Annotated in this window: 22 protein-coding genes and 2 pseudogenes; 3 read left to right on the plus strand and 21 right to left on the minus strand. The window is 67.5% G+C overall.

Annotated features, from left to right (window positions below):
* Window positions 1-11: 11 nt before the first annotated feature.
* From DA075_RS33865 to DA075_RS33895, 7 genes and pseudogenes are all read right to left on the minus strand, one after another.
* On the minus strand, window positions 12-935 hold the full coding sequence (locus tag DA075_RS33865) for a DUF2493 domain-containing protein (RefSeq protein WP_099957450.1): 924 nt from the start codon (window positions 933-935) through the stop codon (window positions 12-14).
* A 307-nt stretch (window positions 936-1242) separates the two neighbouring features.
* Window positions 1243-2277, minus strand: coding sequence for a DUF7146 domain-containing protein (locus tag DA075_RS33870; RefSeq protein ID WP_099957451.1), 1035 nt, complete (start codon window positions 2275-2277; stop codon window positions 1243-1245).
* A pseudogene (locus DA075_RS33875) lies at window positions 2277-4061 on the minus strand (strawberry notch C-terminal domain-containing protein); the annotation flags it as partial. The gene DA075_RS33870 and the pseudogene DA075_RS33875, both read right to left, overlap by 1 nt.
* A gap of 108 nt (window positions 4062-4169) precedes the next feature.
* The gene (locus DA075_RS33880) at window positions 4170-5174 is read right to left on the minus strand and encodes a tyrosine-type recombinase/integrase (protein ID WP_010408890.1); all 1005 of its coding nucleotides are present in this window, start codon (window positions 5172-5174) and stop codon (window positions 4170-4172) included.
* Window positions 5171-6085 carry a tyrosine-type recombinase/integrase gene (locus tag DA075_RS33885; RefSeq protein WP_010408889.1) on the minus strand — a complete coding sequence of 305 codons (915 nt, stop codon included), beginning with the start codon at window positions 6083-6085 and terminating at the stop codon, window positions 5171-5173. The genes DA075_RS33880 and DA075_RS33885 overlap by 4 nt, the downstream gene beginning before the upstream one ends.
* Entirely contained in the window at window positions 6079-7626 is a 1548-nt protein-coding gene (locus DA075_RS33890) for a tyrosine-type recombinase/integrase (RefSeq protein WP_010408884.1), read from the minus strand. Before DA075_RS33890 ends, DA075_RS33885 begins: the two co-directional genes overlap by 7 nt.
* A 145-nt stretch (window positions 7627-7771) precedes the next feature.
* Window positions 7772-10327 carry a strawberry notch-like NTP hydrolase domain-containing protein gene (locus DA075_RS33895; protein WP_420813169.1) on the minus strand — a complete coding sequence of 852 codons (2556 nt, stop codon included), beginning with the start codon at window positions 10325-10327 and terminating at the stop codon, window positions 7772-7774.
* A gap of 231 nt (window positions 10328-10558) precedes the next feature.
* Here DA075_RS33895 and DA075_RS33900 point away from each other — a divergent pair, with 231 nt between their 5' ends.
* Complete coding sequence (locus DA075_RS33900) at window positions 10559-10918, plus strand: hypothetical protein (protein ID WP_099957453.1); 360 nt, start codon at window positions 10559-10561, stop codon at window positions 10916-10918.
* Between the two features lie 29 nt (window positions 10919-10947).
* Here DA075_RS33900 and DA075_RS33905 read toward each other — a convergent pair whose 3' ends face one another.
* From DA075_RS33905 to DA075_RS33920, 4 genes are all read right to left on the minus strand, one after another.
* Window positions 10948-11172 carry a DUF6117 family protein gene (locus DA075_RS33905; protein ID WP_099957454.1) on the minus strand — a complete coding sequence of 75 codons (225 nt, stop codon included), beginning with the start codon at window positions 11170-11172 and terminating at the stop codon, window positions 10948-10950.
* On the minus strand, window positions 11169-11582 hold the full coding sequence (locus tag DA075_RS33910) for a hypothetical protein (RefSeq protein WP_099957455.1): 414 nt from the start codon (window positions 11580-11582) through the stop codon (window positions 11169-11171). The genes DA075_RS33905 and DA075_RS33910 overlap by 4 nt, the downstream gene beginning before the upstream one ends.
* A gap of 68 nt (window positions 11583-11650) precedes the next feature.
* Entirely contained in the window at window positions 11651-11869 is a 219-nt protein-coding gene (locus tag DA075_RS33915) for a hypothetical protein (protein WP_099957456.1), read from the minus strand.
* A gap of 59 nt (window positions 11870-11928) precedes the next feature.
* The gene (locus tag DA075_RS33920) at window positions 11929-14067 is read right to left on the minus strand and encodes a ParB/RepB/Spo0J family partition protein (RefSeq protein WP_099957457.1); all 2139 of its coding nucleotides are present in this window, start codon (window positions 14065-14067) and stop codon (window positions 11929-11931) included.
* Between the two features lie 267 nt (window positions 14068-14334).
* On the opposite strand from DA075_RS33920, the gene DA075_RS33925 reads away from it, so the two are divergent.
* Window positions 14335-14628, plus strand: a complete 294-nt coding sequence (locus DA075_RS33925; protein WP_099957458.1) for a hypothetical protein — start codon at window positions 14335-14337, stop codon at window positions 14626-14628.
* A 40-nt stretch (window positions 14629-14668) separates the two neighbouring features.
* Here the strand turns inward: DA075_RS33925 and DA075_RS33930 are convergent, their stop codons facing one another.
* The 6 genes and pseudogenes from DA075_RS33930 to DA075_RS33955 all read right to left on the minus strand — a co-directional run bounded on the left by DA075_RS33930 (window position 14669) and on the right by DA075_RS33955 (window position 18351).
* A complete protein-coding gene (locus DA075_RS33930) occupies window positions 14669-15049 on the minus strand; it encodes a DUF2958 domain-containing protein (RefSeq protein ID WP_099957459.1) in 381 nt (126 codons plus the stop codon).
* Window positions 15046-15270 (minus strand): annotated as a pseudogene (locus DA075_RS33935) (zincin-like metallopeptidase domain-containing protein); the annotation flags it as partial. The gene DA075_RS33930 and the pseudogene DA075_RS33935, both read right to left, overlap by 4 nt.
* A 381-nt stretch (window positions 15271-15651) precedes the next feature.
* Window positions 15652-17001, minus strand: a complete 1350-nt coding sequence (locus DA075_RS33940) for a dihydrolipoyl dehydrogenase family protein (RefSeq protein WP_016744716.1) — start codon at window positions 16999-17001, stop codon at window positions 15652-15654.
* Window positions 16983-17762, minus strand: a complete 780-nt coding sequence (locus DA075_RS33945; RefSeq protein WP_021224338.1) for an organomercurial lyase — start codon at window positions 17760-17762, stop codon at window positions 16983-16985. The genes DA075_RS33940 and DA075_RS33945 overlap by 19 nt, the downstream gene beginning before the upstream one ends.
* A gap of 12 nt (window positions 17763-17774) precedes the next feature.
* Window positions 17775-17999 (minus strand): GDCCVxC domain-containing (seleno)protein, encoded by a 225-nt coding sequence (locus DA075_RS33950; RefSeq protein ID WP_021224337.1) that lies wholly within the window; start codon window positions 17997-17999, stop codon window positions 17775-17777.
* Window positions 17992-18351, minus strand: coding sequence for a hypothetical protein (locus tag DA075_RS33955; protein WP_021224336.1), 360 nt, complete (start codon window positions 18349-18351; stop codon window positions 17992-17994). Before DA075_RS33955 ends, DA075_RS33950 begins: the two co-directional genes overlap by 8 nt.
* Window positions 18352-18425: 74 nt before the next feature.
* Between DA075_RS33955 and DA075_RS33960 the strand changes: the two genes are divergently transcribed.
* A complete protein-coding gene (locus DA075_RS33960; protein ID WP_016744720.1) occupies window positions 18426-18842 on the plus strand; it encodes a MerR family transcriptional regulator in 417 nt (138 codons plus the stop codon).
* Between the two features lie 3 nt (window positions 18843-18845).
* Here the strand turns inward: DA075_RS33960 and DA075_RS33965 are convergent, their stop codons facing one another.
* The 4 genes from DA075_RS33965 to DA075_RS33980 all read right to left on the minus strand — a co-directional run bounded on the left by DA075_RS33965 (window position 18846) and on the right by DA075_RS33980 (window position 25171).
* Window positions 18846-19709, minus strand: a complete 864-nt coding sequence (locus tag DA075_RS33965) for an ArdC family protein (RefSeq protein WP_030538909.1) — start codon at window positions 19707-19709, stop codon at window positions 18846-18848.
* A 169-nt stretch (window positions 19710-19878) separates the two neighbouring features.
* Window positions 19879-22041, minus strand: a complete 2163-nt coding sequence (locus tag DA075_RS33970) for a hypothetical protein (protein WP_021224413.1) — start codon at window positions 22039-22041, stop codon at window positions 19879-19881.
* Entirely contained in the window at window positions 22038-23825 is a 1788-nt protein-coding gene (locus DA075_RS33975) for a hypothetical protein (RefSeq protein ID WP_021224414.1), read from the minus strand. Before DA075_RS33975 ends, DA075_RS33970 begins: the two co-directional genes overlap by 4 nt.
* The gene (locus DA075_RS33980; RefSeq protein WP_021224415.1) at window positions 23822-25171 is read right to left on the minus strand and encodes a tyrosine-type recombinase/integrase; all 1350 of its coding nucleotides are present in this window, start codon (window positions 25169-25171) and stop codon (window positions 23822-23824) included. Before DA075_RS33980 ends, DA075_RS33975 begins: the two co-directional genes overlap by 4 nt.
* Window positions 25172-25208 lie beyond the last annotated feature (37 nt).

Consider the following 25208-nt stretch of genomic DNA (forward strand, 5'->3'; position numbering starts at 1 on the left):
TCTGACGGCGCTCACGCGCCGCCGAACTTCCAGACCGGGATTCCGAGCTTCTTCGCCTTGTCGGCCAGGTTGTCGTTGATGCCCGTGCCCGGGAAGTGCATCACGCCCTTCGGCACGATCTCCAGCATCTCGTCGTTGCGCTTGAATGGCGCTGCGCGGCCGTGCTTCGTCCAGTCGGGCGCGAAGCCGATCTGTGGGACGTTGCGGTTCTTCGCCCAGAGCGAGGCGATCTTCTCAGCGCCCTTTGGCGACTTGCCGTGTACCAGCACCATGTCGGAGTGCTTCTCAAGCACCTGGTCGAGCTTGGCCCAGATGAGCCGGTGATCGTTGAAGTCGAGCCCGCCGGTGAGGACGATCTTCGGGCCGGGAGGAAGAAGGACCTCCTGATCGGCACGCTTTTTCGCCATCAGGAAGTCGCGGCTGTCGATCATCGCCGAGGTGAGATTGCGATGGTTGACCTTCGATCCGCTGCGCGGAAGCCAGGGCTTGCCGACGTGCCGTTCGTAGTGTTCGGCGGCCTGGTCGCGCATCAGCTCGAAGGCGGCCTGGCGCTCGATGAGCGTTTTGCCCTCGGCGATCTGGCGCTCGAGTTCGACCGACTTCACCTCGCTGCCGTCCTGTTCCCGCTGCGAGCGCTTTTGAGCCTGCTCGTTATCGTCGAGCTCGCGTGCGATCCGTTCGGTGGCGCGATGGAAAACGTTGACGGTCGACCAGAGGAGATCGTCGAGATCGGGTTCGAGGCGTGTGTCTTCCAGCGTGACGATCAGCGCGTCGAAGATGTCGGCGACGGCGCCCGCGACCGCGTTGCCGTCCGGAAGAAGCCGCTGGTCCGGTTCATCGGCGAAGGGCCGGTAGCCGTGGAGCTGCAATTCGTTGAGAACATGGTCGGTGGGTGAGGATTCGTGGTGGGGTTCGAAGTCGTCGTGGTCGTCCATGGGATGCTCCGTCGTTAGGACCGCGACCGTCGCGGCCTTCATGGCGACGAAGCCCACCGGCGGGCCGGCCCTGCACCCGGAGCGCAGCGCAGGGCCGGAGCGTCAGCGGAGGATGGCGAAGGCTGGCTATTTTGCCTCGCGATGGAAAGGCGCGGCACGCGCCGCCGGAAAATAGTCGGCCGCCGCCATTGCCGGGCCGGCCCGACTGTGGGCCGATCGCCCTCTCGAAGGCCGAGGCGCGGTCCTCTCAATTGTATGGGGCATCCGGACGGGTATGGCGGCATCGCCGCCACCCTCCTCCTGCCGGCTATGCCGCCAGGCCCATGAAGCGCGCCACGTCCTGCGGCCCGATCTGCATCCGGGTCTGGCTTCTGAGCGCATCGATGCCGAGGGTGCGGAGATCCTCGTTGAAGTCGCCGCGTTGGGGCGAGATCACGATCGCCTCGATCCCGGCCGCGTTCGCCCGTTCGACCAGGCTGTCGCGCGCACCGTCACCGGCTGGATCGTCGTCGCGCAGGATATAGAGCCGCCGCAGCGTGTCCGGGAACAGGATGGCGGCGAGATGGGCTGCGGAGAGCGCCGCCAGCATCGGCATGTCGGGCAAGACTTGCCTGACCGACAGGACGGTCTCGATGCCTTCGCCGGCCGCCATGACTTCGCCGCCCGTGCCAAAGCGAACCGCGTTGCCGAGAAGATCGCCCATCGCACGCCTCGGTGTGTCGAGCGGCGCCTTGTCGCGGCGTCGTGGGTCGAGCCAGGTCCGATGCGCCCCGGTGATCTTGCTGCCAAGGTCTGTGACGGCGGCGATCATCGCCGGCCAGGTCTCGGTCGGAGAATGCTCGTCGGGCCGATAATAGCAGCGCGCGTGGAAGCGCAGATTTCCGGTTCCGCGTAAATCCGTAATGCCGCGTTCGCGTAAGTACGACTGTACGAGCGTGCCCGTGATCGGCTGCGACATGCCGAACAGGCGGCGGGCCGCCTCGGGCGATCCGTGCGGCGCAGGCGCCTGACGCGGGTTTGCCGGCATCGGCTCGGGCGGCGGCGTGCTGAGGAAGGTCCGTGCCTCGTCGGCGACATCCTTGAAGTCGATGAGGCCGCAGCTCTCCCGGATCACGTCGAGAAGATCGCCATGCTCGCCGGTCGCGGCGTCGGTCCATTTGCCGGCCGGACCTTTCGGTGAGTCCTTGAGCCGCACATACATCGAGCGGCCGGGCGTGTTGCGCGCGTCGCCGACCAGCCAGTAGCGCCCCTCGCGCCGCCCGCTGGAGAGGTAATGGCGGCACACCGCCTCAGCCTGCCGGCCGAGACGCTGCGCGAGATCGGAAGCGTCGTGACGCGACATCACGCGGCCTCCCGTTCGGAGATGCGCGCCACCGGATAAGTGTCGAGCAGCTTGGTGAGGATGCTCACGCCGCTGGCGTCGGCCGGCACGAAGAAGCGCAGCTTCCAGGAGATGATCTCGCTGAACAGGCCATAGGCCCGCAGCCGCTCGCGCATCGCCTCGGTGAAGCCGGTCAGCTCCAGGCGATAGGCGCTCATGACGCGGGCGCGGCGAAGCTGGAGGCCCTCGGCCAAGTCGAGGATCGTGCGCCCCTCCATCAGCGCGGCGAAAGCATGTTCCGGGCTCAACGTGCTCGCCCCCTGCGAGGCGGCGTTCGCAGCCCAGGCCGGCGAGACGCGGCGGCCGATAATGCGCTCGCCTGCATCGGTCTGAAGCCGGTAGACCCGGGTCGACTCGTCCGGCAGGCGCTTCCAGATCGGCAGCAGCAGGCCGGCGACGATGTGGATCGTGCTGTCGGAGAAGTCCGGGATGTCGGCAAGCTCGGTCTCCCAAGCCGCTGCGAAGCGATCGGGATCGGCTTCCTCCCAGTGGCTTTCGTCCATCATACGCAGCGGCGCATAATGCTGCTCCATCGGCCGGATCAGGCAGACACGGCGTTCGATCTCGCCATCGTCGAGCATCATCGACGGGGCCGGCATCTGGACCCCGGCCCGGCCGGAGCGACCGTTGACCAAGAGCCGCGCGCGCGGATCGGAGAGATGGTCGAGCGCAGCGGCCAGCGTGACGGGTCGGTTACGCTCCCGGCGCGTGATGGTCAGGAGCCGCGTCTCCGCGCCGGTGCCGGGATGGACGTGGATCACCTGACTGTCGGTGACCACGAAGCTCTCGGCCTGCAGCGTCTCCAGCCCGACGTCATAGTGACCGCTGCGGATCGCGCCCTCGATCTTCGCCGTCAGGAGCTGCTCGAAGGCGGTGAACAGGATGCCCTGCAACTCGATGGTGAGCGCCAGCAGCCGGTTGAGGAAAGTGGTGATCGGCGGCAGCTCGTCCTTGATGCCGTTGTCGTCCATCAGCTTGAGGCCGGTGGCGGTTTCGAAGCGATCGAGCGAGCATCCCTCGACCTTGCCGCGCACGAGCAGCAGGTAGAGCTGGCGTAGCGCATCGCGCGCGTAGTGGGATTCGAGATTGTCCTCGGGCCGGAACAGGCCCTGGCCGCCGGTCTGGCGCTGGCCGCGCGTGATGGCGCCGAGCGTGTCGAGCCGCCGCGCGATGGTCGAGAGGAAGCGCTTCTCGGCTTTCACGTCGGTGGCGATCGGTCGGAACAGTGGTGGCTGGGCCTGATTGGTCCGGTTGGTGCGGCCGAGCCCCTGGATCGCCGCGTCGGCCTTCCAGCCAGGCTCCAGCAGATAGTGGATGCGCAGGCGCTGATTGCGGACAGCGAGGTCCGCGTGATAGCTGCGGCCGGTGCCGCCGGCGTCGCTAAAAACGAGGATACGCTTGTCGTCGTCCATGAACGAGGCCGCCTCGGCGAGATTGGCGGAGGCCGCCCGGTTCTCGACGGCGAGCCGATCGCCCTTGCGCACGACGCGCCGCGAGCGGCCGGTCACCTCGGCGACAACGTCCGTGCCGAAACGCTGGACGATCTGGTCGAGCGCACCAGGAACCGGCGGTAGCGATGCGAGCCGTTCGATCAGTTCGTCACGCCGGGCGACAGCCTCGCGGCTCTCGACGGGTTGACCGTCGCGATAGACCGGCCGCGACGACAGGTTGCCCTCGCTGTCGGAAAACGGCTCGTAGAGCTGTACCGGGAACGAATGGGCGAGATAGTCGAGGACATATTCTTTGCAGTCGCAGTTTATGTCGAGCGTGGCGGCGGGAGGCGCAGGTTTCCTTCGGTTTTCCATGATTTCACTCCAGATAAAGTGAGTGCCAGGGGGGTGTCCGGAGACGGGCTAGGCTCGCCTTCGAACGTCGGTGAGCATGGTGATCAGGGCATCGGATGGCGGCTTGAAGCGCCCGGGCTTGATGGCAGGTGCGCCGTGCGCCGCGAGAATCTGCAGCTTCTCCTCGGGATCGGCGCGCAAATAGGTCTCGGTGCTCTGGATGCTGGCATGCCCGAGCCACAATGCGACTTTGCGAATGTCCCCTGTCGCCGCGAGCGTGTGCATTGCGCAGGAATGGCGCAGCACGTGCGGTGTTACGCGCTTTCCAAGGATTGACGGCTGCTTCGTTGCCGCGGTCTTGACGTGCTCGGCCAAACGAAACGCAAATCCGTCGCGGGTCATGGGCTGCCCGTTGGCATTGAGGAATATCTCGGCAGCTTGCGCTTTGGGCCGTATCGCAAGCCACGCGCGCAATACGAACTGGGTCTCTTTCCAGAGCGGAAGGACCCGTTCACGCCGACCCTTGCCCATGATGTGCACGGTGGACAGGGAGCGGTCCGGGAAATCGCGCAGTTGTAGCGTTACGAGTTCCGACACCCTCAGCCCGCCAGCATAGGCCAGATGCAGCATTGCGCGATCGCGGGTGCCAAGGCGTGTCCGGGGATCCGGGACATCGAGCAAAGCCTTGATCTCTGCCCGGTCGAGGTAGTCGATCAGCGCCTTGTCGGTCTTCTTGGTAGGGATCGATCTGACGCGGAGTGCCTGATCCAGGCAGGCCGGAATACGATACTCGATGTAGCGGAAGAAGGACCGGATCGCGGCGAGCCTGCCATTGCGGGTCCGAACACAGCTGCCGCGACCGTTCTCGACATGGTCAAGGAAGGCCATGATCATGTCGGTGCCGAGATCCTCGATCTCGAGATCGGTCGGCCGACGCTTCAGCCGATCGGCAGCGAACTCGACCAGGAGGACGAAGCAGTTGGCATAGGTCTTCACCGTGTGCGGACTGACAGCACGTTCGCGCGGCAGATGTTCACGCAGGTAGATCGAGAGATGCGGAGCGAGTGCCGTCATGCCGCTTCTCCCCGGTAAAGTTGCTCGCTGGCGGCAGCGATATCGCGCAGCAGCACCGGAGTGGCCTCGAGATACCAATAGGTGTTGGCGACCGACGCATGCCCCAGATATACGCTGAGTCCGGCCATGTGGTGTGCGATGGCTTCCCTGTCGCGCGGACAGGACTCAAGGGAACGCACGGCGAAAGTGTGCCGCAGGTCGTGTAACCGCATCCCGGCTGTTCCGGTCGGTCCGCGGTATCCGAGCTGCCGGGCCAGCCTGACGAACACCACGTGGGCGCGCACCTTGTGTGGTGCTCTGCCCCGAATGGTCACGAACAGGTCATTGCCCGTGGCGCCAAGCCTTGCTCGGGTGGCGAGATATGCTTCGAGCGCCTGACGGGTCGATGGCTGCAGGGTAATCAGCCGCTGCTTGCCGAACTTGCCGTTGCGGACGATCAGGCCATCCTCGACCAGATCGTTGCATTGAAGAGCGAGGGCCTCGGAAATCCGGAGACCTGTCGCCGCCAGCAAGCCGAACAAATAATGGTACGTGTATGGGCTGATCGTGTCTTGGGACGCAACGTCCAGCGCAGCGGTCATGATCGCCCGGACCTGTTCCGGTTCGATGATGGTCGGGGTCGGGCGTGGCCGCTTGCCCCGACCGAAGACACCGGCAGGCGGAACCTCGTAAACTGGATCATCGGCTTGGATAAAGCGGCTGAAGTTGCGAACGGTATCGAACCTCCGGCGGGCCACATTTTGCGAACTCGCCGTGTGGCACCAGTCGTAGATCCGCTGGACTTGGATGTGCCGGTCGCCGAATCCTCCGGCGTAGGCGGCGTACAGGCGCAGCATGCGTTCCTGTTCAGAGAACTTCCGCCCGAGGCTGCGATGCAGCGCCACGTATCTGGAAATGTGGATATTCAGCATGATTGTTCTCCCGGCCAGGGCTGCGCGATCTTCATGAGCATCGGCAGATCGACCTTGGCGTAGATGGCAGTGGTCTCGGGCGAGCTGTGACGCAGGATGGTTCCGACGGACTCCAGGCCTGCGCCCGCTCGCAGCAGGCTGGTGGCAAGCGAATGCCGGAATATGTGCGACCCGGTCGGCACCCCATCGATCCCACCGCGGTCGCGCGTACGGGCGACGATGCCAGCGATCTCGGCGGACGAGCGGAATGGCCGGAACGGCGCTTGTGCGCGCAGGAACAGATGCTCTTCGGCGGCCTTCGGGCGGGCTCCCGCAAGATATGCCAGGATCGCGTCGCCAACATCCTGCGGCAACGGCAGGCGGTCCGGCCGGCGCGTCTTGCCCTTGACCGTCAGGTGACCAGATCGCCAGTCGATATCCTCAAGGCGCATATCCCGAATATCACCGGCGCGCAGCCCAAGTCTGGCGAGCAAGAGTATGATGGCCTTGTCCCGGACCTCCACCGGACGATCTGTTGGACAGGCCGCAATGATCCTCTCGATCGTTGCCGAGTCGACGTGGCGCGGCAGCGTTGAAAGGCGGTAGCGCTGCACAGATGGAACTGCATGCGACAATGCCGGCCGGCACTCGCCACGCACGACCAGAAACCGGATGTAGCTCCTCATTATCGTGACGAGCAGCGATGCCGAGCCCGGCGTCTCCTGGCTTCGTCGTTGGAATGCGCTCCTGAGTCCGGCGGCATCCCATAGCGAAGGCTCGCCCAACATAGGGATGAGCCGTCTGATATCGGTCCGGTAGCGCCGGATCGTCTCGTCCGTGGCGCCGCGGTGTTGCTTGAGCCATGCCAGGTAAGCCGACATGTGCGGGTCATCGTCCGCCACCGGTTCAACCAATGGGATGGCGCCCCGGCCTCGAAGGAACTCGACGAAGTGCCGTGCGCATCGCCGCCGCCGCTTGGTGCCCGTTGCGACCAACTGGCCCCGCTTGCGCCAGACCGGGCATCGGCAATCATGCGCGGCGTACTGGTCGATGATCGTGTCATCGATATCGATCCATTGGCGCCGCGCCATGCGAAGCCAGGCCACGAAATGCTCGGCCTCGGACCGATAGGCCTGTGCCGGTCCCTCGGCGAGTTGCAGGCAAGCGATCGCATCGAAATAGTCAGCGAGGTGCCGTGGCAGATCGTCGATCCCGTCGTCGACTTCGACGTAGCCTTGATCTTCCAGGAACCGGACGAAGCGCCTGACCCTTGCTGCTTGGTCAGCCTTGTAGTGCGCTTGCTGCGCCGAATACCGGTGGCACCGGCACCGATGCTTCTCGAACCGCCGGACAGCCTGATCGTCAATCGTGCGGATCGCGGTCCTATGCCGCTCCAGCCAATGCAGGAAATGGCGGACCGCCGCGCCATACAGAACCGCACAGCCTGACTTCTCGTCGAGGGACAGAGAGGAGAGGAATGCGGTGAGAAGAGCGCCGTGACTGGGCGGGTCTTCGACCCTGAGCGGGGCAGTCCGAAACGGCAGTGATGATCGTGTTCGCATGTTGGCTCCTTCGACTTGCTGAGGTCGACGGAACCGTAGTTATCTGGAGTGAAATCATGGAAAACCGAAGGAAACCTGCGCTTCCCGCCGCCACGCTCGACATAAACTGCGACTGCAAAGAATTTCTGTAATGTTGAGCTCAACATTACACGGCTTCGCGCGGTGTGATGTCGACGCGGACGTCGCCCCATTCCTCGGTCGGGATCTCGGCCAGGCGTCGTTCCATCAGGGCCTCGCCGGTGGAGACGATCTGGATGACGGCGGAATGGCCGGCCGCTAGGTCCTGCTCGATCGAGCGGACCAGCGTCGGCGTCTTCATACTGGTCAGCAGATGGCCGAAGAAGCGCTGCTTGGCGCTCTCGAAGGCCGAGCGCGCGGCCGACTTCGCCTGCCGGTTCAGCGTACCGCTGTCGCCGGTGATGTTGGCGGCCTGCATCGCCGCATCGAGATGATTGTGGATGATGGCGAAGGCGCCGGCATAGGCATCGTAGATGCGCGTCTGCTCGGGGGTGAGCTGGTGTTCGACCAGTTCGTATTCGACGCCGTCATAGGAGAGCGAGCGCGCCGTGTAGAGGCCGAGCGCGCGCAGGTCGCGGGCCAGCACCTCCATCGCCGCAACGCCGCCATTGTCGACGGCCTCGACGAATTCGGCCCGGTTGGCGAAGGGGAAATCCTCACCGCCCCACAGGCCGAGGCGCTGGGCATAGGCGAGATTGTGGACGGTGGTGGCGCCGGTCGCCGAGACGTAGACGACGCGGGCGTTCGGGAGCGCGTGCTGGAGCCGAAGGCCCGCACGGCCTTGCTGCGACGGGGCGACGTCACCCCGTTCTCCTTTGCCGCCACCGGCGTTCTGCATCGCGTGGGACTCGTCGAAAATGACCACTCCATCAAAGTCGGAGCCCAACCATTCGACGATCTGCTTGACCCGCGAAAGCTTCTCGCCGCGGTCGTCGGACCGTAGCGTGGCATAGGTGGTGAATAGGACGCCTTCGGGCAGCCGGATCGACGTACCCTGAGGGAAGCGCGACAGCGGCGTGACCAGCAAGCGTTCCATGCCGAGCGCCGACCAGTCGCGCTGGGCGTCTTCGAGCAGCTTGTCGGACTTGGAGACCCAGACTGCCTTGCGGCGGCCCTGGAGCCAGTTATCGAGGATGATGCCGGCGGACTGGCGGCCTTTGCCGGCGCCGGTGCCGTCGCCGAGCATGAAGCCACGGCGGAAGCGGACGGCGTTCGGGGCATCGTTCGGCGCGGCGGTGACGAGATCGCCAGTCTCGTCCACGGTCCAGCCCCCGGCGAGATATTCGCAATGGGCCTCGCCGGCATAGATCACCGTCTCGAGCTGGGCGTCGGAGAGGATGCCGTCGGCGACGATTGGCGCCGGCAGCATCGGCCGGTAGCTCGGCTGCGGCGGCGCGACCGAGGCCATGGCAGCGGACTGCACGAGCTTGGTCGGGTGCGGCTGTGCGCCGTCGATGCGGATCGACTGGAGCGCATAGGTCTCGTAGATCGAGTCTGACAGGCGGCCGCTCTCCGGCGGCGTCCAGTCAATGGTCTCATAGGCAAGCGGCACGCCTTCGGGCTGGGCGATGAGACGGGCGCGCTGGGCCGTCTCCGCACGCGCGAGATAGCCTCGCACCGTGCGCGGCGTGGTGGCCGGTGTCGCGGCGGAACGCGCGATCGGGACCGGCAGGCGGCCGGGAAGCTGCGCTTCGATCCAGCCGAGCAGCGTCGCGACATCGGGTGCGATGCCGGCGGAATCCGGGAAATGCTCAGGGTCCTCGGCCGGCGCCTTGTCGATGACGGTCAGGCGGGTCTCGATGGTCGTGCCGTGCTTGGCATAGACCGAGCCGGCGATCGCAGCGGTGAACACGACGCGGCCGCGTCCCTGCAGGCGCACGAAGGCGTCCCGCCAGGCTGGAAGCTCCGGCGAGAAGTTGGCGCCGGTGATGGCGACCAGCCGCCCGCCATCGGCGAGACGGGCGAGCGCCGAGGAGATATGCCGATAGGCGGCGTCGGCAACGCGCCCGGAGACGTTCGCCATCACCGAGAATGGCGGGTTCATGATGACGACGCTCGGCACGGCGGCGGGATCGAGATGGTCGTCGATCTGGGCGGCGTCGAAGCGCGTCACGGGCGTGGCCGGAAAAAGAGAGGTGAGAAGATCGGCGCGGGTCTCTGCCAGCTCGTTAAGGATGAGCGATGCGCCCGCGGTCTCGGCGAGGACGCCAAGCAGCCCGGTGCCGGCGGACGGCTCCAGCACGCGGTCGGCCGGGGTCAATATTGCCGCCGTCAGCGCCGCAAGACCGAGCGGGATCGGCGTCGAGAATTGCTGGAGGGCCTGCGCCTCCTCTGAACGGCGCGTGTGCGTCGGCAGCAGTCCGACGATCTTGGTTAGGGCGGAGAGCCGTGAAGCCGGCGGCCCAGCTTTGCGGAAAAGCGTCTTTCCGTATTTGCGTAGGAACAGGACGGTCGCGACCTCGCAGGCGTCATAGGCGGCTTTCCAGTCCCACGCGCCGGCTGTGTCGGACGCGCCGAAGGCGTCGTCCATGGCGCTGCGCAGCATGGCGGCATCGACGGTGCGGCCCTGTTCGAGGTGGGAGAGGATGCGTTCGGCGGCGGCGAGGATGGCGGCGGCCGGCGGCGCGGAGGAGCCAAGCGGAAGCGAAGCCTCCTCGGCGGCGGGGATCGGAGCATGGAGCATCGGGAGAACCTCGGAGAGCGGGACAAGGGCAAGCCGGCCCGGCGCTCTCTCTCGACCGGACGGGCTCAAACCCGTCCCGGCCACCCTCTCACTCTGGCGCGGCCGGAACCCGGCCTGTCGCACCGGCTTCCGGCGGTGCGGATGGGGCGCTAAGCTCTCGTAGGAAAACAAGCCGCGGCGCCTCGCACCATTCGCGCGTGCCGCGCCGGCTGAGTGAGCATCGGAGGCGAGATGAAGGGCAGTGCGATTGGCATCCTCGGCGCGGCCTGTCTGGCTGTCGGCTTCGGTGCGGGCTTCGTGCTCAGGCCGGTGATCTCGCCGGTCACTGCATCTCCGGCCGTCGCCGCCGGCGTCGCACAGCCGAGCGAGGACGAAGCGACCGCGGCCGTGCGGCGCCATCGCCTGTTCACGGGCACGTCGCTGGCGAACGCGACGCTGAAGCTCGGCGATTGCTCGCCGGGTGGGGTCGGTCCGGGCGTGACCTGCATGACGCAGATCGTGCTCGATCCGACCAGGCCGAACGCGAGCCCGCAAAACCGGCCAATCGGATTTGCCCGCGTCAACGGGCAGTGGGAAGTTGCGGTCTGGTAGCGGCGTGCGAGGACATTGAGCGCGCTCACCTATGTCGACGCGTCCGGCGGGCTGTAGATTTCGAAAGGATTGCCATCGGCGAGATGGCCGAACGGTGTGAAGACGAACTCGTCGTCATCGCGGCCGACGGCGCAGATCACGTAGCGCGGTTCGCCGGTTGCTAAGTCGGTGCATTCCATCAGCGCCAGGTCTCCGCTGTTCGCGGCACGCAGCAGCGTCTGGAAGTTTGCGCGGGCATAGGCGGGGATGCTCATCGCGCGCCTCCCTCGGAAAGCCGGTCGGCGAGCCAGCGGCCGGTGCTCGTCCATGCGATCGTCTCGCCGGTGGCGAGATCGAGCACATGGGCGCCGCCCGAGAAGCCGTCGATTACGGGAGTGGAAGCGATGCCGGCCCATTGGAACCCCCAGCGGCCGGTCAATCCGAAGGTCTCGGCGCAGCGCGTCACGAAGGTGATCGCAAGCTGCTGATCTGCGGTGCCGGGATCGCGCAGCCAGAGCTGCGACGCACCGTGATCGGGTGTCACCGACAGATGAAACGGCTCGGCCGGCGGGTCCTCGCGGCCGTTCTCGGCCATTAAGGCGGCGTAGATGTCGAAAGCCCGGGCGACATTAGCGGAGGTGCCGACGTCGAGCAGGCAGGAATAGCGGGTGAAGAAAGCGGTCATAGCGGGCTCCGGAAACGAAAAGAGCCCGGCGCTCGGGCCGGGCTCGGAGTGGGTTCGGGGTGGTGCGGCTAGTAGCCGAACTGCCAGGATGGCCATGCTTGGCCGTCGTCGGCGGCGCGGATGGCGTCGGCGAGATAAGCGGGATCGCCTTCGACGACGACGGGGTCGCGCACCGGGGATTCGTCGATGATCGTCACGCGGCCGACGATCCCGTCCTCGATCTCGACAAGCACGGGAACGAGGTACTGGAAGACGACGCGGCGGGGCGACGGGTCGGATCGCGACATGGCGATGCTCCTTCGATCTGAGAAAGGACCGGAGCGGCCGAAGCCGCTCCGGGTGCTCGTCATTCGGCTGCGACAAGGTGCGGTTCGTCGTCGTTGGCCTCCGCCGTGACCTCCTCGTCGTCGCCGGCGAGGAATGCGGGCAGCGCCGCATCGTCGTCCTCGCCGCCAGCCTCGACCTCCGGCGTGGACGCCTCGGCATCGTCGATCGGGCGCAGCGGCTCGGGCAGCCAGCCGGTCTCGGCGAGCAGCCGCTCCGCCTCCTTGGCCATGTCGCCCTTCTTCAGGTGGTCGATGAGCTGCGCGGCCTGCTCGCCGACGCCCTCGCGAACCGCCTGCAGGATGCGGGGCTTGGTGACACGGTTGAGGTAGTTGCCGAAGGTCGGGCGCCAGCCGGCCTCCACCAGATCGAGCCCCGTCGCCTTAGTCAGGCGGTCCGCCTGGGCGAGCCGCATGTCGAGCGTGTGCTGCGACACGCCGCCGGCGCTGTGCGGGTTCGGCCGCTCATAGAGCGCGTTGACGCCGTAGCTGACGCAATGCGCCAGCAGCGCCATCCGGCTGGCGTCGTCCAGGCCCGCGAGCCAGTCCCACAGGGCATCGTCGTCCTTCGGGATGTCGCCGGCCCAGGCGGCGTGACGGTCCTGCACCGCGCGGGCGGACGGGCTGTCCTTCAGCCCATCGTCCTGCGCCGGGAAGAAGACGTGCTTCACCCCGGCCTCCATGGCGCCCGTATACATGCGGGTCATGAAGGTGTCCGACACCAGCTTGTGGAGCAGCGCGGTCATGGCGACGTGCGGGTTCTCCGCGACGGCGTTGCGCAGCGCCAGCGTGCGATAGGCCGTCAGCTCGATGATCAGGCGCTCGGGGAGCGGCTTGATCGCGTCGTCCTCGTCGTCGTCCGCCTCGACGGGCTGGCCGCCGATCGTGATGACGGCGCGCTGCACGGCCGGCGCACCCGGCTCGCTCGCGCGGCCTTCGGTCTCGCCCCCGTCGGCCCCGATGTCGGGTTCGGGAACCTCGTCTTCGGCCCGGACATAGCCGCGATCGATGGCGATGCTGCCATCGTGGGCGATGCTGATGAACACGCCCGCGCGGGCGATGTCGTCGGCCTCGAATCGCACGGGACGGGTTTCGAAGACCGACAGCGCCGTCTCGATCTCGCCGAGCCGCTGGTCGATCTCGTCGGGCAGCTCGTCGGCGCCTTCATATTCCGCCTCCAGCTTCTGGTATTCGGCGTTGAGCGCCTCGATCGTGGCCTGTTCCTCGGCAGTCAGGTCCAGCGGTTCGCCCTGCAGCTCGCGCAGGCCGCGCGTAGCGTCATAGGGGAAGCCGACCGCGACCTCGATCCACTTCCAGCCCTCGGCGGCGATCGTCTCGGCCGTCGCCTTCAGCTTCTCGCCGACCAGCCGATCGAGCAACGCCGCATCCTGCAGCCAGCCGCCATCGTCGGACTGGAACAGATCGCGCATGACGATGCCGCCTGCCAGCTCATAGGCCTCGACGCCGACGAAGACGGCACGCTTGTCCGAGGCGCGCACCGTCGTCTCGGTCAGCATGCGGCGGATCTGATACGGCTCCTTCGACCAGGCGTCCTTGATCGCGTCCCAGACCTTTTCCTGGCGGGCGTGGTCGTCAGTGACGGTGAAGGCCATGAGCTGGTCGAGCGTCATGCCGTCCTCCGCATAGACCTCATGCAAGGTGGGCGATGCGGCCGCGAGGCGCAGGCGCTGCTTGACCACCTGCACTGGCACGAAGAGCGCTGCGGCGATCTCCTCCTCGGTCTTGCCCTTCACCCGCATGTCCTGGAAGGCGCGGAACTGGTCCAGCGGGTGGAGCGGCGCGCGGTCGATGTTCTCGACCAGCGAGACTTCCTCGGCCAGGACCCCGTCGTCGCGCTTGCGCACGACGCACGGCACCGGCGCGATCTTGGCGAGGCGCTTCTGCTTGACCAGCAGCTCCAGCGCGCGGAAGCGGCGGCCGCCGGCCGGCACCTCGAACATGCCGGTCTCCTGGCCCTCGGCATCGACCACGGGGATGACGCTGAGGCTCTGGATGAGGCCGCGACGCGCGATCGAGGCCGCCAGGTCCTCGATCGAGACACCGGCCTTCACGCGCCGGACGTTGGACTGGCTGAGCACCAGCTTGTTGAAGGGGATGTCGCGCGAGGACGACAGGACGATCTTCTGAATTGCAGTAGCCATCGGGATTACTCCGCGACGGGCGGCCGAGAACCTCTCTCGACCTCCAACCCGTCACGAAAATCCGGTCCTTCCTCTCACTCTCTTCTGGCCGTCGCCCCGGGGCGCGGCGACCGGGCCGATCTGGATGCGTTCGCCGCGCAAAGCCTCTGGCATTGACAAAAGACGACTATAATAGTCGCCCTTGGCGGTGTGGCTGGAGAGGAAGACACGCGCGCCAGTTTCGCGTGTGTCCGGATCGCCCGGCGCTCGGGGCGATCGGAGGAAACGATGAACACGGCGGTGAAGGACGGCGCGCGGACGCCGTGGCGCGATTGGCTGGCGATGCTCGGCCGCAGGCGATCACGGCCGAGATTGTCGAAGGTCGAGCGCGCGCTGATCGGCGCCAACGGCAAGGCCCTGACGATGCTGGCGACCGCGCTGCAGGCGCGCGGCCATCTCGACGTCCGGGAGTTCTCCGAGCTGCTCGGCATTTTCAGCGTCGTGGTCGGCGAGGATGACGACCTGGAAGGCATGATCCTCGCCGTCTGGGCGGGCCTGCTGAAGGACAGCGTCTCGTCGTAAACGAGAGAAGCCGCAAAGCCGCAGGCCCGCCTCCACGGATTTACGCCTTTACGGATGGTTCGGGCCTCGCGCGGTGGACGGCGTGAAGCACGCGTTCGGCCGCGCGGATGCCGCCGGTTCGACGGGCCGCTTCGGCCCAGGCCGAGATCGGATAAAGGCCCTCGAACAGGATGTCGCGCTCGATGCCGAGGCCCATCGGCAGGCGCACGGCGATCATTTCGGCGAGGCTGAAGGAGCCGAGTTCGGGGTCGCCGAGATCGGCCAGGCCGAACAAGGTGTCGCCGTCCTCGTCAAGTTCGGTCGCCAGCCAGACGCCTTCGCCGAGCGGGTTGAAGAATTTGACCACGGGGATGTGGTCGGCGTCGCGGTTCCGGCCGTTGGCCAGGAGCTGCTCGCGCAGCTCTTCCGTCAGGAGGATCATGCGGCCCTCCTGTCGATCGCGGGTTCGGCCGACAGCGCGGCCCCGTCGGCCGGCACGAAGCCGAGCAGCCAATCGGCGGCTTTGCTCGCCTGGCTGGCGGCGCGGACGATGGCGCGATTGTCCTCGCGCAGCACCTCCAGCCAGGAGCCGATGTAATCGGCGTGCCGCACTGTCGGCACGATGCCGAGCGAGGCGCAGCAGAAGGCGGCGTTCATTTCGGCGCAATATCCTGACAGTCCAGCCCAAAATGGCGGTTGGAAGGTGAAAACCACCGGTTGCCTCCAGCACTGCCCAAAAGCCCCATGGCCTCCCCCGAGGCGGGGGTGGGCGGCGAGAGCGACCGGAGAGGCCTGCTGAAGCGGCGGGCTGCACCCGCAGGGGCGAAATGAAATGGAGCAGCCCGGCGAAGCCGAGGCTTGCAGCGCGCCGCGGCGGGCCTAGCAGGGAGCGCCGACCACTCCCGCATCGAGGGAGAGGCCAAAAAATCGGAGCCGCCGCGCAAGCGGCGTCCGCTTAATGGCGGGCGACAGCCCGCATCGACATGCATCGCGAAGCGGCCGATCGCGCGAGGGATCGGCCGCCATGGCAGTGGCGCTCGTGCGTTAAGTCAGCATGTAGCCGACGTCGGAGGCGCCGGTCGGATAGGCGAACATGGTGGAGCGAAGATCGGCCGCGGTGAGGCCGTGGCGGATTGCCAGACCGAAAACGTTGATTACCTCGTCGGCGTTCGGCCCCACGAGATGCGCGCCGAGGATGAGGTCCGTGTCCTCGTCGATCAGCAGCTTATGGCCGTAGACCGGCTCGGCGAGGCGGCGGGCGGTGAACCAGTCTGGCGTCGAGGCTGCGTTGACCCGGAGCGCGACGCCGCCGCGGCGCGCCGCCTCCTCTGACAGTCCGACGGCGGCGATCGGCGGCAGAGTGAAGGCCACGCTCGGCACGCCGCGATAGTCCGGCTGGTGCGTCGGGCCATCCAGGAGGTTGGCGGCAACTACCTTGGCATCGTGGCTGGACACCGGCGTCAGCCGCGGCCCGACTCCGGCAGCGTCGCCGGCGGCATAGACCCGCGGGTTGGAAATGCTCCGCAGATGCGCGTCGAGCTGCAGGCGCCCGTCCTGCACCGCCACCTCGCCGGCGGACAGGTCGAGCGCCTTGAGGTCAGGACCGCGCCCGGCGGCATGAACGACGAGATCGGCGGCGACGCTGAGATCAGGCTCGCCCTGGCGCTCGGCGTGGACCAGCAGACCGCTCCCGCTGCGCTCGACCCGGGTAACGGTGGCACCGGTCTCGACGCGGATGCCGAGCGCCTCGAACCGGGGCGTCAGCCAGCCCACCAGGTCGGGATCGAAGTGCGGCAGGAGCCGCTCGGCCCGCTGTAGGATGGTGACCTCTGCGCCCGCTCGGGCCGCCAGATGCGAGAACTCCGCAGCGACATAGCCGCCGCCGATCAGCACGATCCGGCGCGGCAGGGCCTGAAGCTCCAGGAACGCATCGCTTGTGCTCACCAGATCTTCGCCCGGAATGCCGAGCGGGACTGGACGCGCGCCGCTGGCGATCAGGATATGGCGGGCCCGCAATGTCCGGCCTTCCACCACGATCGTGTCTGGGCCGGCAAAGCGAGCAACACCGTGTAATGCGTCGACACCGAGCTCGGCGTAGCGGTGCGCCTGCTTGGCGGGGATCGGATCGGTGAAGGTCCGCTTGAACGCCATCAGGTCGGGCCAGTCGATCGCCAGCGTGCCGTCGACGCCATGTCTGGCCATGCGCCTTGCCGCGTCGATCGCTTCCTCGCCGCTGACCAGCATCCTCTTGGGATCGCAGCCACGCAGCGCACAGGTGCCGCCGAACGGACGGTGATCGATGACGGCGACGGACCATCCAGCGGCACGGACCCGGCCGACCGCGACCTGCGCTGCCGTGCCACTGCCGATGACGATCAGGTCGTAGGAAGCCATGGTCGCATCTCCATCCGCATCGGCGCAAAAATCGCGCGCCCAACCTCGAGCGCTTCGGCCAGGCACAGACGAATGCCGTCATCGGCTCCGACCGGACCGCTCGCGCACCAGGCCGCCAGATGATCGTCATCGCAGAAGAAGGCCTGCAAGGTGCAGAGCGACGATGCCGCGCAGCCACTGGCATAGCGACGGCCGGACCAGACGACGATCGCGCCCGGCTCAACCTCTTCCAGCTCGCGGCCGCGGCTGGGGGTATGGATGGCGAGCGTGCGCCGGCACTGGCGGCAGGCCGAGCGGATCATGCAGTCCCGCTCCAGCATGGCGCCGATCCCCAACGCGTCGATGGCGCACATGGCGCTCATGGTCACTCCGCTGACTTCGACTTGATGTTCGCTGGGGCCGTCGGTGAACGGATAGGCGCCGGTCACCCGGCCCGCGCCGTCGAGGACCACGAGATCGCGCCCGGCGAGCCGCTGCAGGGCCGAGCCGACCTCGCCGGAGGGGAGTCCCGATGCGGCGGCGATCTGTGCCGGCACCGGCGAGCGACCATCGGCAGCATAGGCTTGAAGCACGGCGCGCCGGACCCGCTCCTCGACGCCGTCCATCCCGCGCCACTTCGAACCGATGAACGCCGCGAACAGTGCCGTCAGGGCTGCGCGGGCGCTGGGTGTTGTGACTGCGCTCCAGTCCGGGACAACGGCACCGCCGGGAAATGTAACCGTCGATCCAAAGGCGGCTTCAGCGGATGATGCGCGCGCCATCGCCCGCCCTCCTCAGCCGCAGCACGCCTTGCCGCCGCTCTCCTGGATCGGCGGACAGGGCACGTCGCCGTAGGAGCAATAGACGCAGCAATCGCCCGGCTTGGGCTTGAGGACCGCGCCGCAACCCCGGCAGTCGTAGAAATACTGGCAGGCATTGGTCGGCATGGTCTCCGTCGCCCGATGACCGCAGTGGGGACAGGTCAGCGTCGAGCGCAGCTCGGGGGTGGCATCAGACATAGCGATAGCCTGCCCAGAGCAGGGCCGCACCGAGCAGCAATCCGATGAGCGTGAGAACACGCATCCAGCGCGGCGTGCATATGCCGCCCGGCCCACAGCGCGCCGCCGTAACTTGCTGGCGCAACAGCAGCGCCGCGCCGGCAAGCAGGCACAATGCGCCAATGAGGAGAAGCGGCGTGCGATACGGCGCGGCGACAATGGCCACGCCGCCGAGCCAAGCTGCGCCGATCCCGGCGGATGCGAAGAGGATCGGCAGCGCACAGCAGGCGGCGACGCCGAACGCCGCAGCGATCCCCGCCAGCGTGAGCGTGGCGGTGCCGATCCCCTTAGGCGGGCTTGGCGTCTGGGTCACGGGCGACTCCTTGTGGCGGGCATTGAGCTGTCCTAACATCTGTAGCGACTACAGACTCAAGAGGTATTTTGGGGATGGCCGCAACCGGCGCGATCCAGATCGGCGAACTCTCACGCCGCACCGGATGCAACATCGAGACGATCCGCTATTACGAGCGGATCGGGCTGCTGCCCGCTCCGCCGCGGCGGGGCCGCTACCGCAGCTATGGCCGGGAGGACGTGGCTCGCCTGGGCTTCGTGCGCCGCGCGAGGGAGCTGGGCTTTACCCTGGACGAGGTACGCGCCTTGCTCGGACTCGCGGTTGGCGGTCAGGCCTCCTGCGCCGAGGTGCGCGAGCTCGCGGCGTCGCACCTGAAGGACGTACGCGCGCGGATCGCGGACCTCAAGCGGATGGAACGGGTTCTGGCCGACTCGGTGCGCGCCTGCGATGCCGGTCGGGATCCGGGCTGTCCGCTGCTCGACACACTTGGCGCCGAAGTGCGGGTCGCGTGAGCATTACGGCTGTCGGGCGTGCATCCAGTCGGCTGCCGCCTGCGCCTTGCTCGCCGCGGTGAAGATCGCCCGAGGCTCGTCCTTGAGCAGTTGCAGCCAGGAGGCGATGTAGGCCGCATGATCGGGTCGCGGTTCGTGCGCGATCCCAAGATCGGCGAGCAGGAACGATGCGGTCAGTTCGGCGGTCGCTTCCTCCATGGCGAGCGCGTGCCTGGTCCACTTGGCGCTGAAATCCCGGTCAAGCCGATGGGCTGCGCCACTGGCATGAGCCGCTTCGTGAATGTGGGTGGCGTAGAAGCCGTGGGCATCGTGGAAGGCGCTGAAATCCGGCATGTGAATGCGGTCTTCGGCGATATGATAATAGGCGCTGGCCGAGCCGTAGACAGTATCGATGCCGAGCGCGGCGATGAAGGCTTCGGCGGCGGCGAGGCGTTCGCTCTCAGGCAGGTCCGGCGCCGGTTCGGGCGCGTAGCCATCGACCTGATCGGCGTTGAACAGGCTGAACGCCTTGGCGAAAAGCCGTCGATGGTCGTCATCGCCGCCGGCGTCGTCACCCTTCGCGCGAAACTCCTTCCAGAGGACGCCGAGGCTGGCGTGCTCGCCCTTGCGGACCTGCGCGCCGAGCGCCTGCCACTGGCGATAGGTGCCCCAGACCCCGCTCGCGTAGCCGCTGCCATAGGCGGCCGCCCAGAGCGAGATCGTATTTATGCCGCGATAGGGCTTGCCGCTGGCGACGTTGGTCGGGCGGGTGACGTCGGCGCCAAAATGATGCCACGGCATGCGCCAGGTGCCGGTGCCGGCTTCGATGGCGTCGACGATCGCTTGCGTGACGCGAGCGTAGACGTCTGAGCGTGGTGAGGCTGACATGATATGTTCTCCGTTCTCGCGCCGGGGACCATCCCCGGCGGCGGAGGCCCGTTCGCGCCGGGCACAGGGGGGCTCGCGCACCCGTCAGGGCCGCAGCGAAGCGAAGGACGGCGAAGCCGTTGCGCGGGCGCGCCGACCGGCGCAGGACTCCGCCAACAGCCGGGGTGGTCTACGGCGCGGGAGGGTCGATCCCGGCAATCACCGCGGTCAGGCGATCAAGCTCGCGCTGGAGCGCCTGACGCTGGAGGTCGGAGATGCGCCGTTCGCGTAAGTGCGCCCGGGCATCGGCCGCCGCACGTTCCCAGGCCGGTCTGTGGCGGGCGGTGATGCAGGCGTTGGGGCAGCGGGTCGGTTCGCACAGGGCGGTAAGCGGCTGCGCGGGATCGGGGGTCGTCACGCGCTTGAGGCAGAGCGCGGTCGCGGGATCGAAGAAGCAATCCGCGAGCGGGCCGACATGGAAGGTGCGCGCGACGCTGGCGAGCATGACGCGCAGGCGGGCCCGATCGGCGATCATGGCGGGCAGTGGCCCGAGCTTAACGGCGGCATCGTCGAGGGTCCGCGCGATGCGTGGTCCCGCCGGTCCGCCGAGTGATGCGCCGCCCTGCCGCCGGTCGAAATAGTCCAGCAGATCGTCAATCTGACCGAGCCGGCGCTGCGCCTCGACCTCTGCGCGAAACCCCGATCCACTGGTCCCGGCATAGCCCTCGAAAGCGGCGACCGAGGCATGCTTGTACTGGATCATGCCGGCGATGGTGCCGAACGGACGGTTGGCGATGTGCCACGCGATGGTGCGCCGGAACTGCCGCGTCGTGATGCGCCACGGCTTGCCATCGGGGCCGGGTGGGATGACCGGCGCATCGGGGCTGCCGAAGACGGTGTTGAGGTGGTCGCGGAAGGCGTTGAGCTGGCGGACCACCTCGCTCGACAGATGCGTCTTGGTGACAGCGCGGGGACGAAGCACCGGCCAGAGCGTGTCGCTTCCAGTCTTCCGTGCCGCGTGTTCCGACAGCCGTTCGAGCACCGTGATCGCCTCGGCCACCGGTTCGATCGTCACCCAGCTCGCCGACTCACCGGCGCTCGATCGGCGCTTGTAGAGGGTCGATCGGACGCGTTGCCGCTCGATCAGGCCGTCTTCGCTGCGCGCGATCGAGAGGCAGCCGCGCCGCATCGCCTGGACCTCGCAGTCGCGCATGCCGGTCAGATAGGCGCATACGATATAGGCGGCGGCCTGCAGCATCCGCTCCTCGATCGCTAGGGTCTTCACGTCGAAGCGGGCACGCCATGGCCGACCGCTCTCGGGAGCGATCGAGATCGGCGTGTCCATGCCGCCGACCTCGGTACCAAGCGATGCAACCGCTTCGCGAATGACATCCGGTGCGCCGGTAGTGAGCATGAGATGCATGGCCGGCTCGGCGACGGCATCGATGCCGGCATGCAAATGGAGGAGATGGGCGTTGATCGGCGGGGTTGCATCCCCGGTGAGGGGATCGATGCGCGTGGCGCCGTTGTGTGCCGTCGTCCAGATGGGCACGCCGCGTCCTTGCCGGGCTCGGCGCGCGAGATAGCGCTCGAGGCGCGCGCGCTGCCGCAGGCGGCGCTCTGCATCAGGCAGTCCGCGTTCGGCGGCGAGCAGCCGAGCGCGGACTGCCTCGAGCCGATCGAGCGCGACCCGAGCCGCCAGAATATCGGTCGCGAAGGTCGTGACATAGCGCAGCGACCAGGCGAGCAGCGGCGTGACAATCTCCTCCGGCATGCGTGGGGTGCGGTTCTCGCGCACATGCCGATATCCGGCGACGCGCGCAGCCGCTTGCCCGGCCCACGGCTCGAACCCGAGACCGCCTCCAGGCAGGTGATCCCGGAGATGGTAGAGATCGGTGACCACCTGCAAGAGCTGGCCGACGATGACGGGGCGCCGCGCTGAATCATCCCGCAGGTGGCGCGCATAAGCGTCGATCAGCGCCTGATCGATGCGGCCCAGGTCGAGCCGCCCAAGCCGCTCGCGCGCGAAGGCGAAGAACCGGCGAGCCCGGTTGAATGCCTGTCGGATGCTGGCGGGCGGCAGCTTCGGGTGGTAGCCGGGAAGACCGACGTTGAGGCGGGCGTAGAGATAGGCGCGCATTGCCGCCTGCACATCGGCATGTTCGAGCACGTCGAAATGCACGGTGACGTGGCAGCGCCGAGCGTTCTCGCGGAAGACGGCGGGACCGAGATCCCAGGTCGGGTCGCCGACGTGCGACAGCTCCTCGCGGGCATGGCCCGCCTTGAGCGGCGCGCTCGCCAGCACAGGGCGATCGTCGAACGCGGGCACGAGGGCATGGACGGGCGTGGTCATGCGCGTGCCTCCGGCGGCAGATAGAGCCGTTCGCTCCCCATCTGCCGGCGCGCTTCGGCGATAACGGCATCGGAGAAGACCGGCAGGACCTGGACCGTGATCCGGGTGTGGACGCGGCCGAACTTGGCGGCCCAGTCGCTCGCCGGCAGGCTGCATCGCTGCTCTTCGACGAACGCGAGAAAGGCGAGGATCGCGGGGAGCTTGCGCGCGGTGATGACGGCGTTGGGACAATCGAGGCAGCCCCAGAAGGGCTGCGCGCAGGGCGAACCGGGCTCGGCGAAAGGACTGCTATGGAAGCCCGCGCAGGCGGCGAGCCAGACATCCTGTTCGCCGTCGAGCACCGGACCCACCGTATCAGCCGACATCAGCGACGCGACCTGTTCGGGCGCTTCGCGCAGCGCCTGCTCGGCGGTGGGTGGAAGCACGGTCGGCATCGCCGCAGCGACCGCTGCGCGGAAGGCATCGGCGACGGCCGCCTCGTGCAACGGCCGGAGCGACGGCAGATCGGCATAGTGGCGCGCCGCAACCTCGCGGGTGTGACCGACCGCGAAGCGGGCCATATGCCCCTCGGTCTTGGTGTACCATAACGCCTTGTGGGTCTTGCGCAGCCGGGAAAGCAGCAGATGGAGCGGCTTCCCATCATCGCCGGCGATACCATGGCGACGAGCCCAGGCGGCGAGTTGGAACTTGGGATCGACGATGCCGGCGCGAAGGCCGCCAACGTTGTGATAGAGCCAGAGGCAATCGTCGGTCAGATGCTCGCGTGCGACGGCGGTGACGTCGATCAGGCGACGCATGAGGCCGCCGGGTGTGCCGCTACCACCATCGCGGACCCGCATGCTCTTGTGCTCGGCACCGCGGGCGCGGCGCTTCAGATAGCGCAGCTCCACCGTGCCGGCATGCGGGTTGGTGAGACAATCCACGGTCAGCGTCTTCAGGCACTCCGGCTCGAGGCCGGTATCGAGCGTGAGCAGCACGAGCAGCGCCGGCAGATCGCGCGCGAGCAGATGATGGCGGCCATGCAGGTCGTCGATGAGCGTGCTGATCGGCAATCCGCGCCGCATGCGCATGAAATAGAGGCGCTTCAGCGCGGGCTGGTCTGCGACGATAAAGCCCTGCCGCGCGATGATCGCTTCGACATCGGCGCGCGCCCTGGCGACGACAGGGTCGCCCTCATCAGTGCGGTCGTCGGCGCCGAGGCGGCGAAGCATCGCTTCGATATCGGCCCTCGCGGCGTCGCGCAGCGCGCGGGCGACGAAGGGGCTATAGGCATCGCGCGGGGTCGAGCGGCCCGCCGAAGTGGCCAGCGTGTAGCGCAGCCGCTCATGCAGGTCGGGCGCGATCCGATCGGGCCGGTCTGCCTCGATCGCGCGCAGCGTGTTGATGACCTTGCCGACCGTTATGTGCCGGTGGATCGCGCCCATCCCACGCCGTTCGAGCGCGGACGCAAAGCCATCGATATGGACTGCGCGCAGGTCGTTGACGCCGGTCACCTCCGGCGCATCATCGCCAAGCCAGGCGAAGAAGTGGCGATAGACCTGAACATACTGCTTGATGACGCTGGCCGCACCGATGGGGCCGCCGAGCGCCGCCGATCGACGCAGCGCACCGGCGAAAGCGATGGCGAGTGGGCGAGGATCGAGCCCGGTCATATCGACTAGGACCGTTCCGCCATGCCGCGCCTCGATGGTGAACTTGAGGCCGAGCACAGGATCGGGCTGCGATCGCTCCGGCGTGATCGGCGCAAAGGCGACAGGCCGGCCCTTGCGGGGACGCCCGCTCATACGCCTTGCGGCCCCGGCAGTAACGCCAGCAGCTCCTCGACGGCCGCGTCCACCGTATCGGCGCGGGTCGCGATATGGTCGAGGTAGATATAGGTGGTGGTGAGGCTGGCGTGGCCAAGCAGGCGTTGCACCTGTTGCAGCGGGTCGCCCAGGATCAGCCGATAGCTCTCCACCGGCCCCACCGGCAATGCCGCTTCGCGCAGCCGCTGCTGGATCAGCAAGGCGAGCATATGGACTGCGAAGGCGTGGCGAAGCTGGTGCGGGCTGATCGACAGCGGGAAGCCGTTCTGTGCGCACCGCTTGCAGGCGCGGGTGAAGATCACCTCCCACGAGTTGGGGCGGACAGGCTGGCCGACCTCGGTCAGCCATAGCGCCGCCGGCTCGCGGGGCGTTCCATCCTCGTCGCACAGGATCAGGCGGCATCGTTCCTCCGGGGTGCAGATATCGCGCATGCGGTCGAGACCGGCGCGGGTGACAGGGATCGGTCGGTCGAAGCTGGCCGCACCGTCGCGCGCGGCGAACTTGGCCACGCCCGCGGCGCGCTCGACCGCGACATAGGCGGCGATCTGACGAAGCAGCCGGCGTGGGACCAGAACGCTGCGTCCGCGGTCGCCCTTGGTGAGCGGCGGCGGAAGGGGCAACCAAAGTTGTTGGACGTCACCGTCCTCGCGGTCGATCGCCGCGAGCTCGACGGTGAGCAAGCCCGACGCCTCTTCGAGGCGCAGGCCGGTGGTGACGAGAAGATCCGCGAACAGCGCGTTGCGCAGCCCATTACGGTCGCGAGCGCCGGGGCGCTCCGTGCCGTCAGGGGTGAGCCCGCGCAGGCCGACCTCGCGGAAAATGCGGTAGTCGTCCATCGTGACGAACCGGACATCCGATCGCCTGGCGACACGTTCATAGGCATCGTTGCGCGCCGCGATCATGCCGCGACGGCCACCTTGCGCCGGTCGCCACACGGCGCGGCGGCTGAACGGCGCGTCGGCGATCAACCCTTGCTGCTCGCCCCAACGGTAAAGGCGATCGAGGCTGGCGACGGCGCGGTTCCAGCTTGCCGCCGTTATCCGGTGATCGGCATCGTCGCGGCGTCGCTCACGATGATAGGCGTCGACATCGTCGCGGGTCGCAGCCCACACGGTCTTGCCGCAGGCATCGAGAAAACGAAGCCAGACTACGACATCATAGGCGTAGGCGCGAAGCGAGTGCCGCGAGCGGACGCCCGACAGCGGCAGGTCGAGAAAGAAGCGATCCAGATCGGGATCGTAGAGCGCGTCGTCGCGCTGGATCAGCGGCACATGCGCATCGAGGCCCCTGGCCTCGCGACGCTCGCAAACAGTAATGATCGACACCGGCGCGAAGCCCTCCCCCCGGACCCCCCACCCGGAA

The organism is Methylobacterium currus (assembly GCF_003058325.1).
Classification (GTDB): Bacteria; Pseudomonadota; Alphaproteobacteria; order Rhizobiales; family Beijerinckiaceae; genus Methylobacterium; species Methylobacterium currus.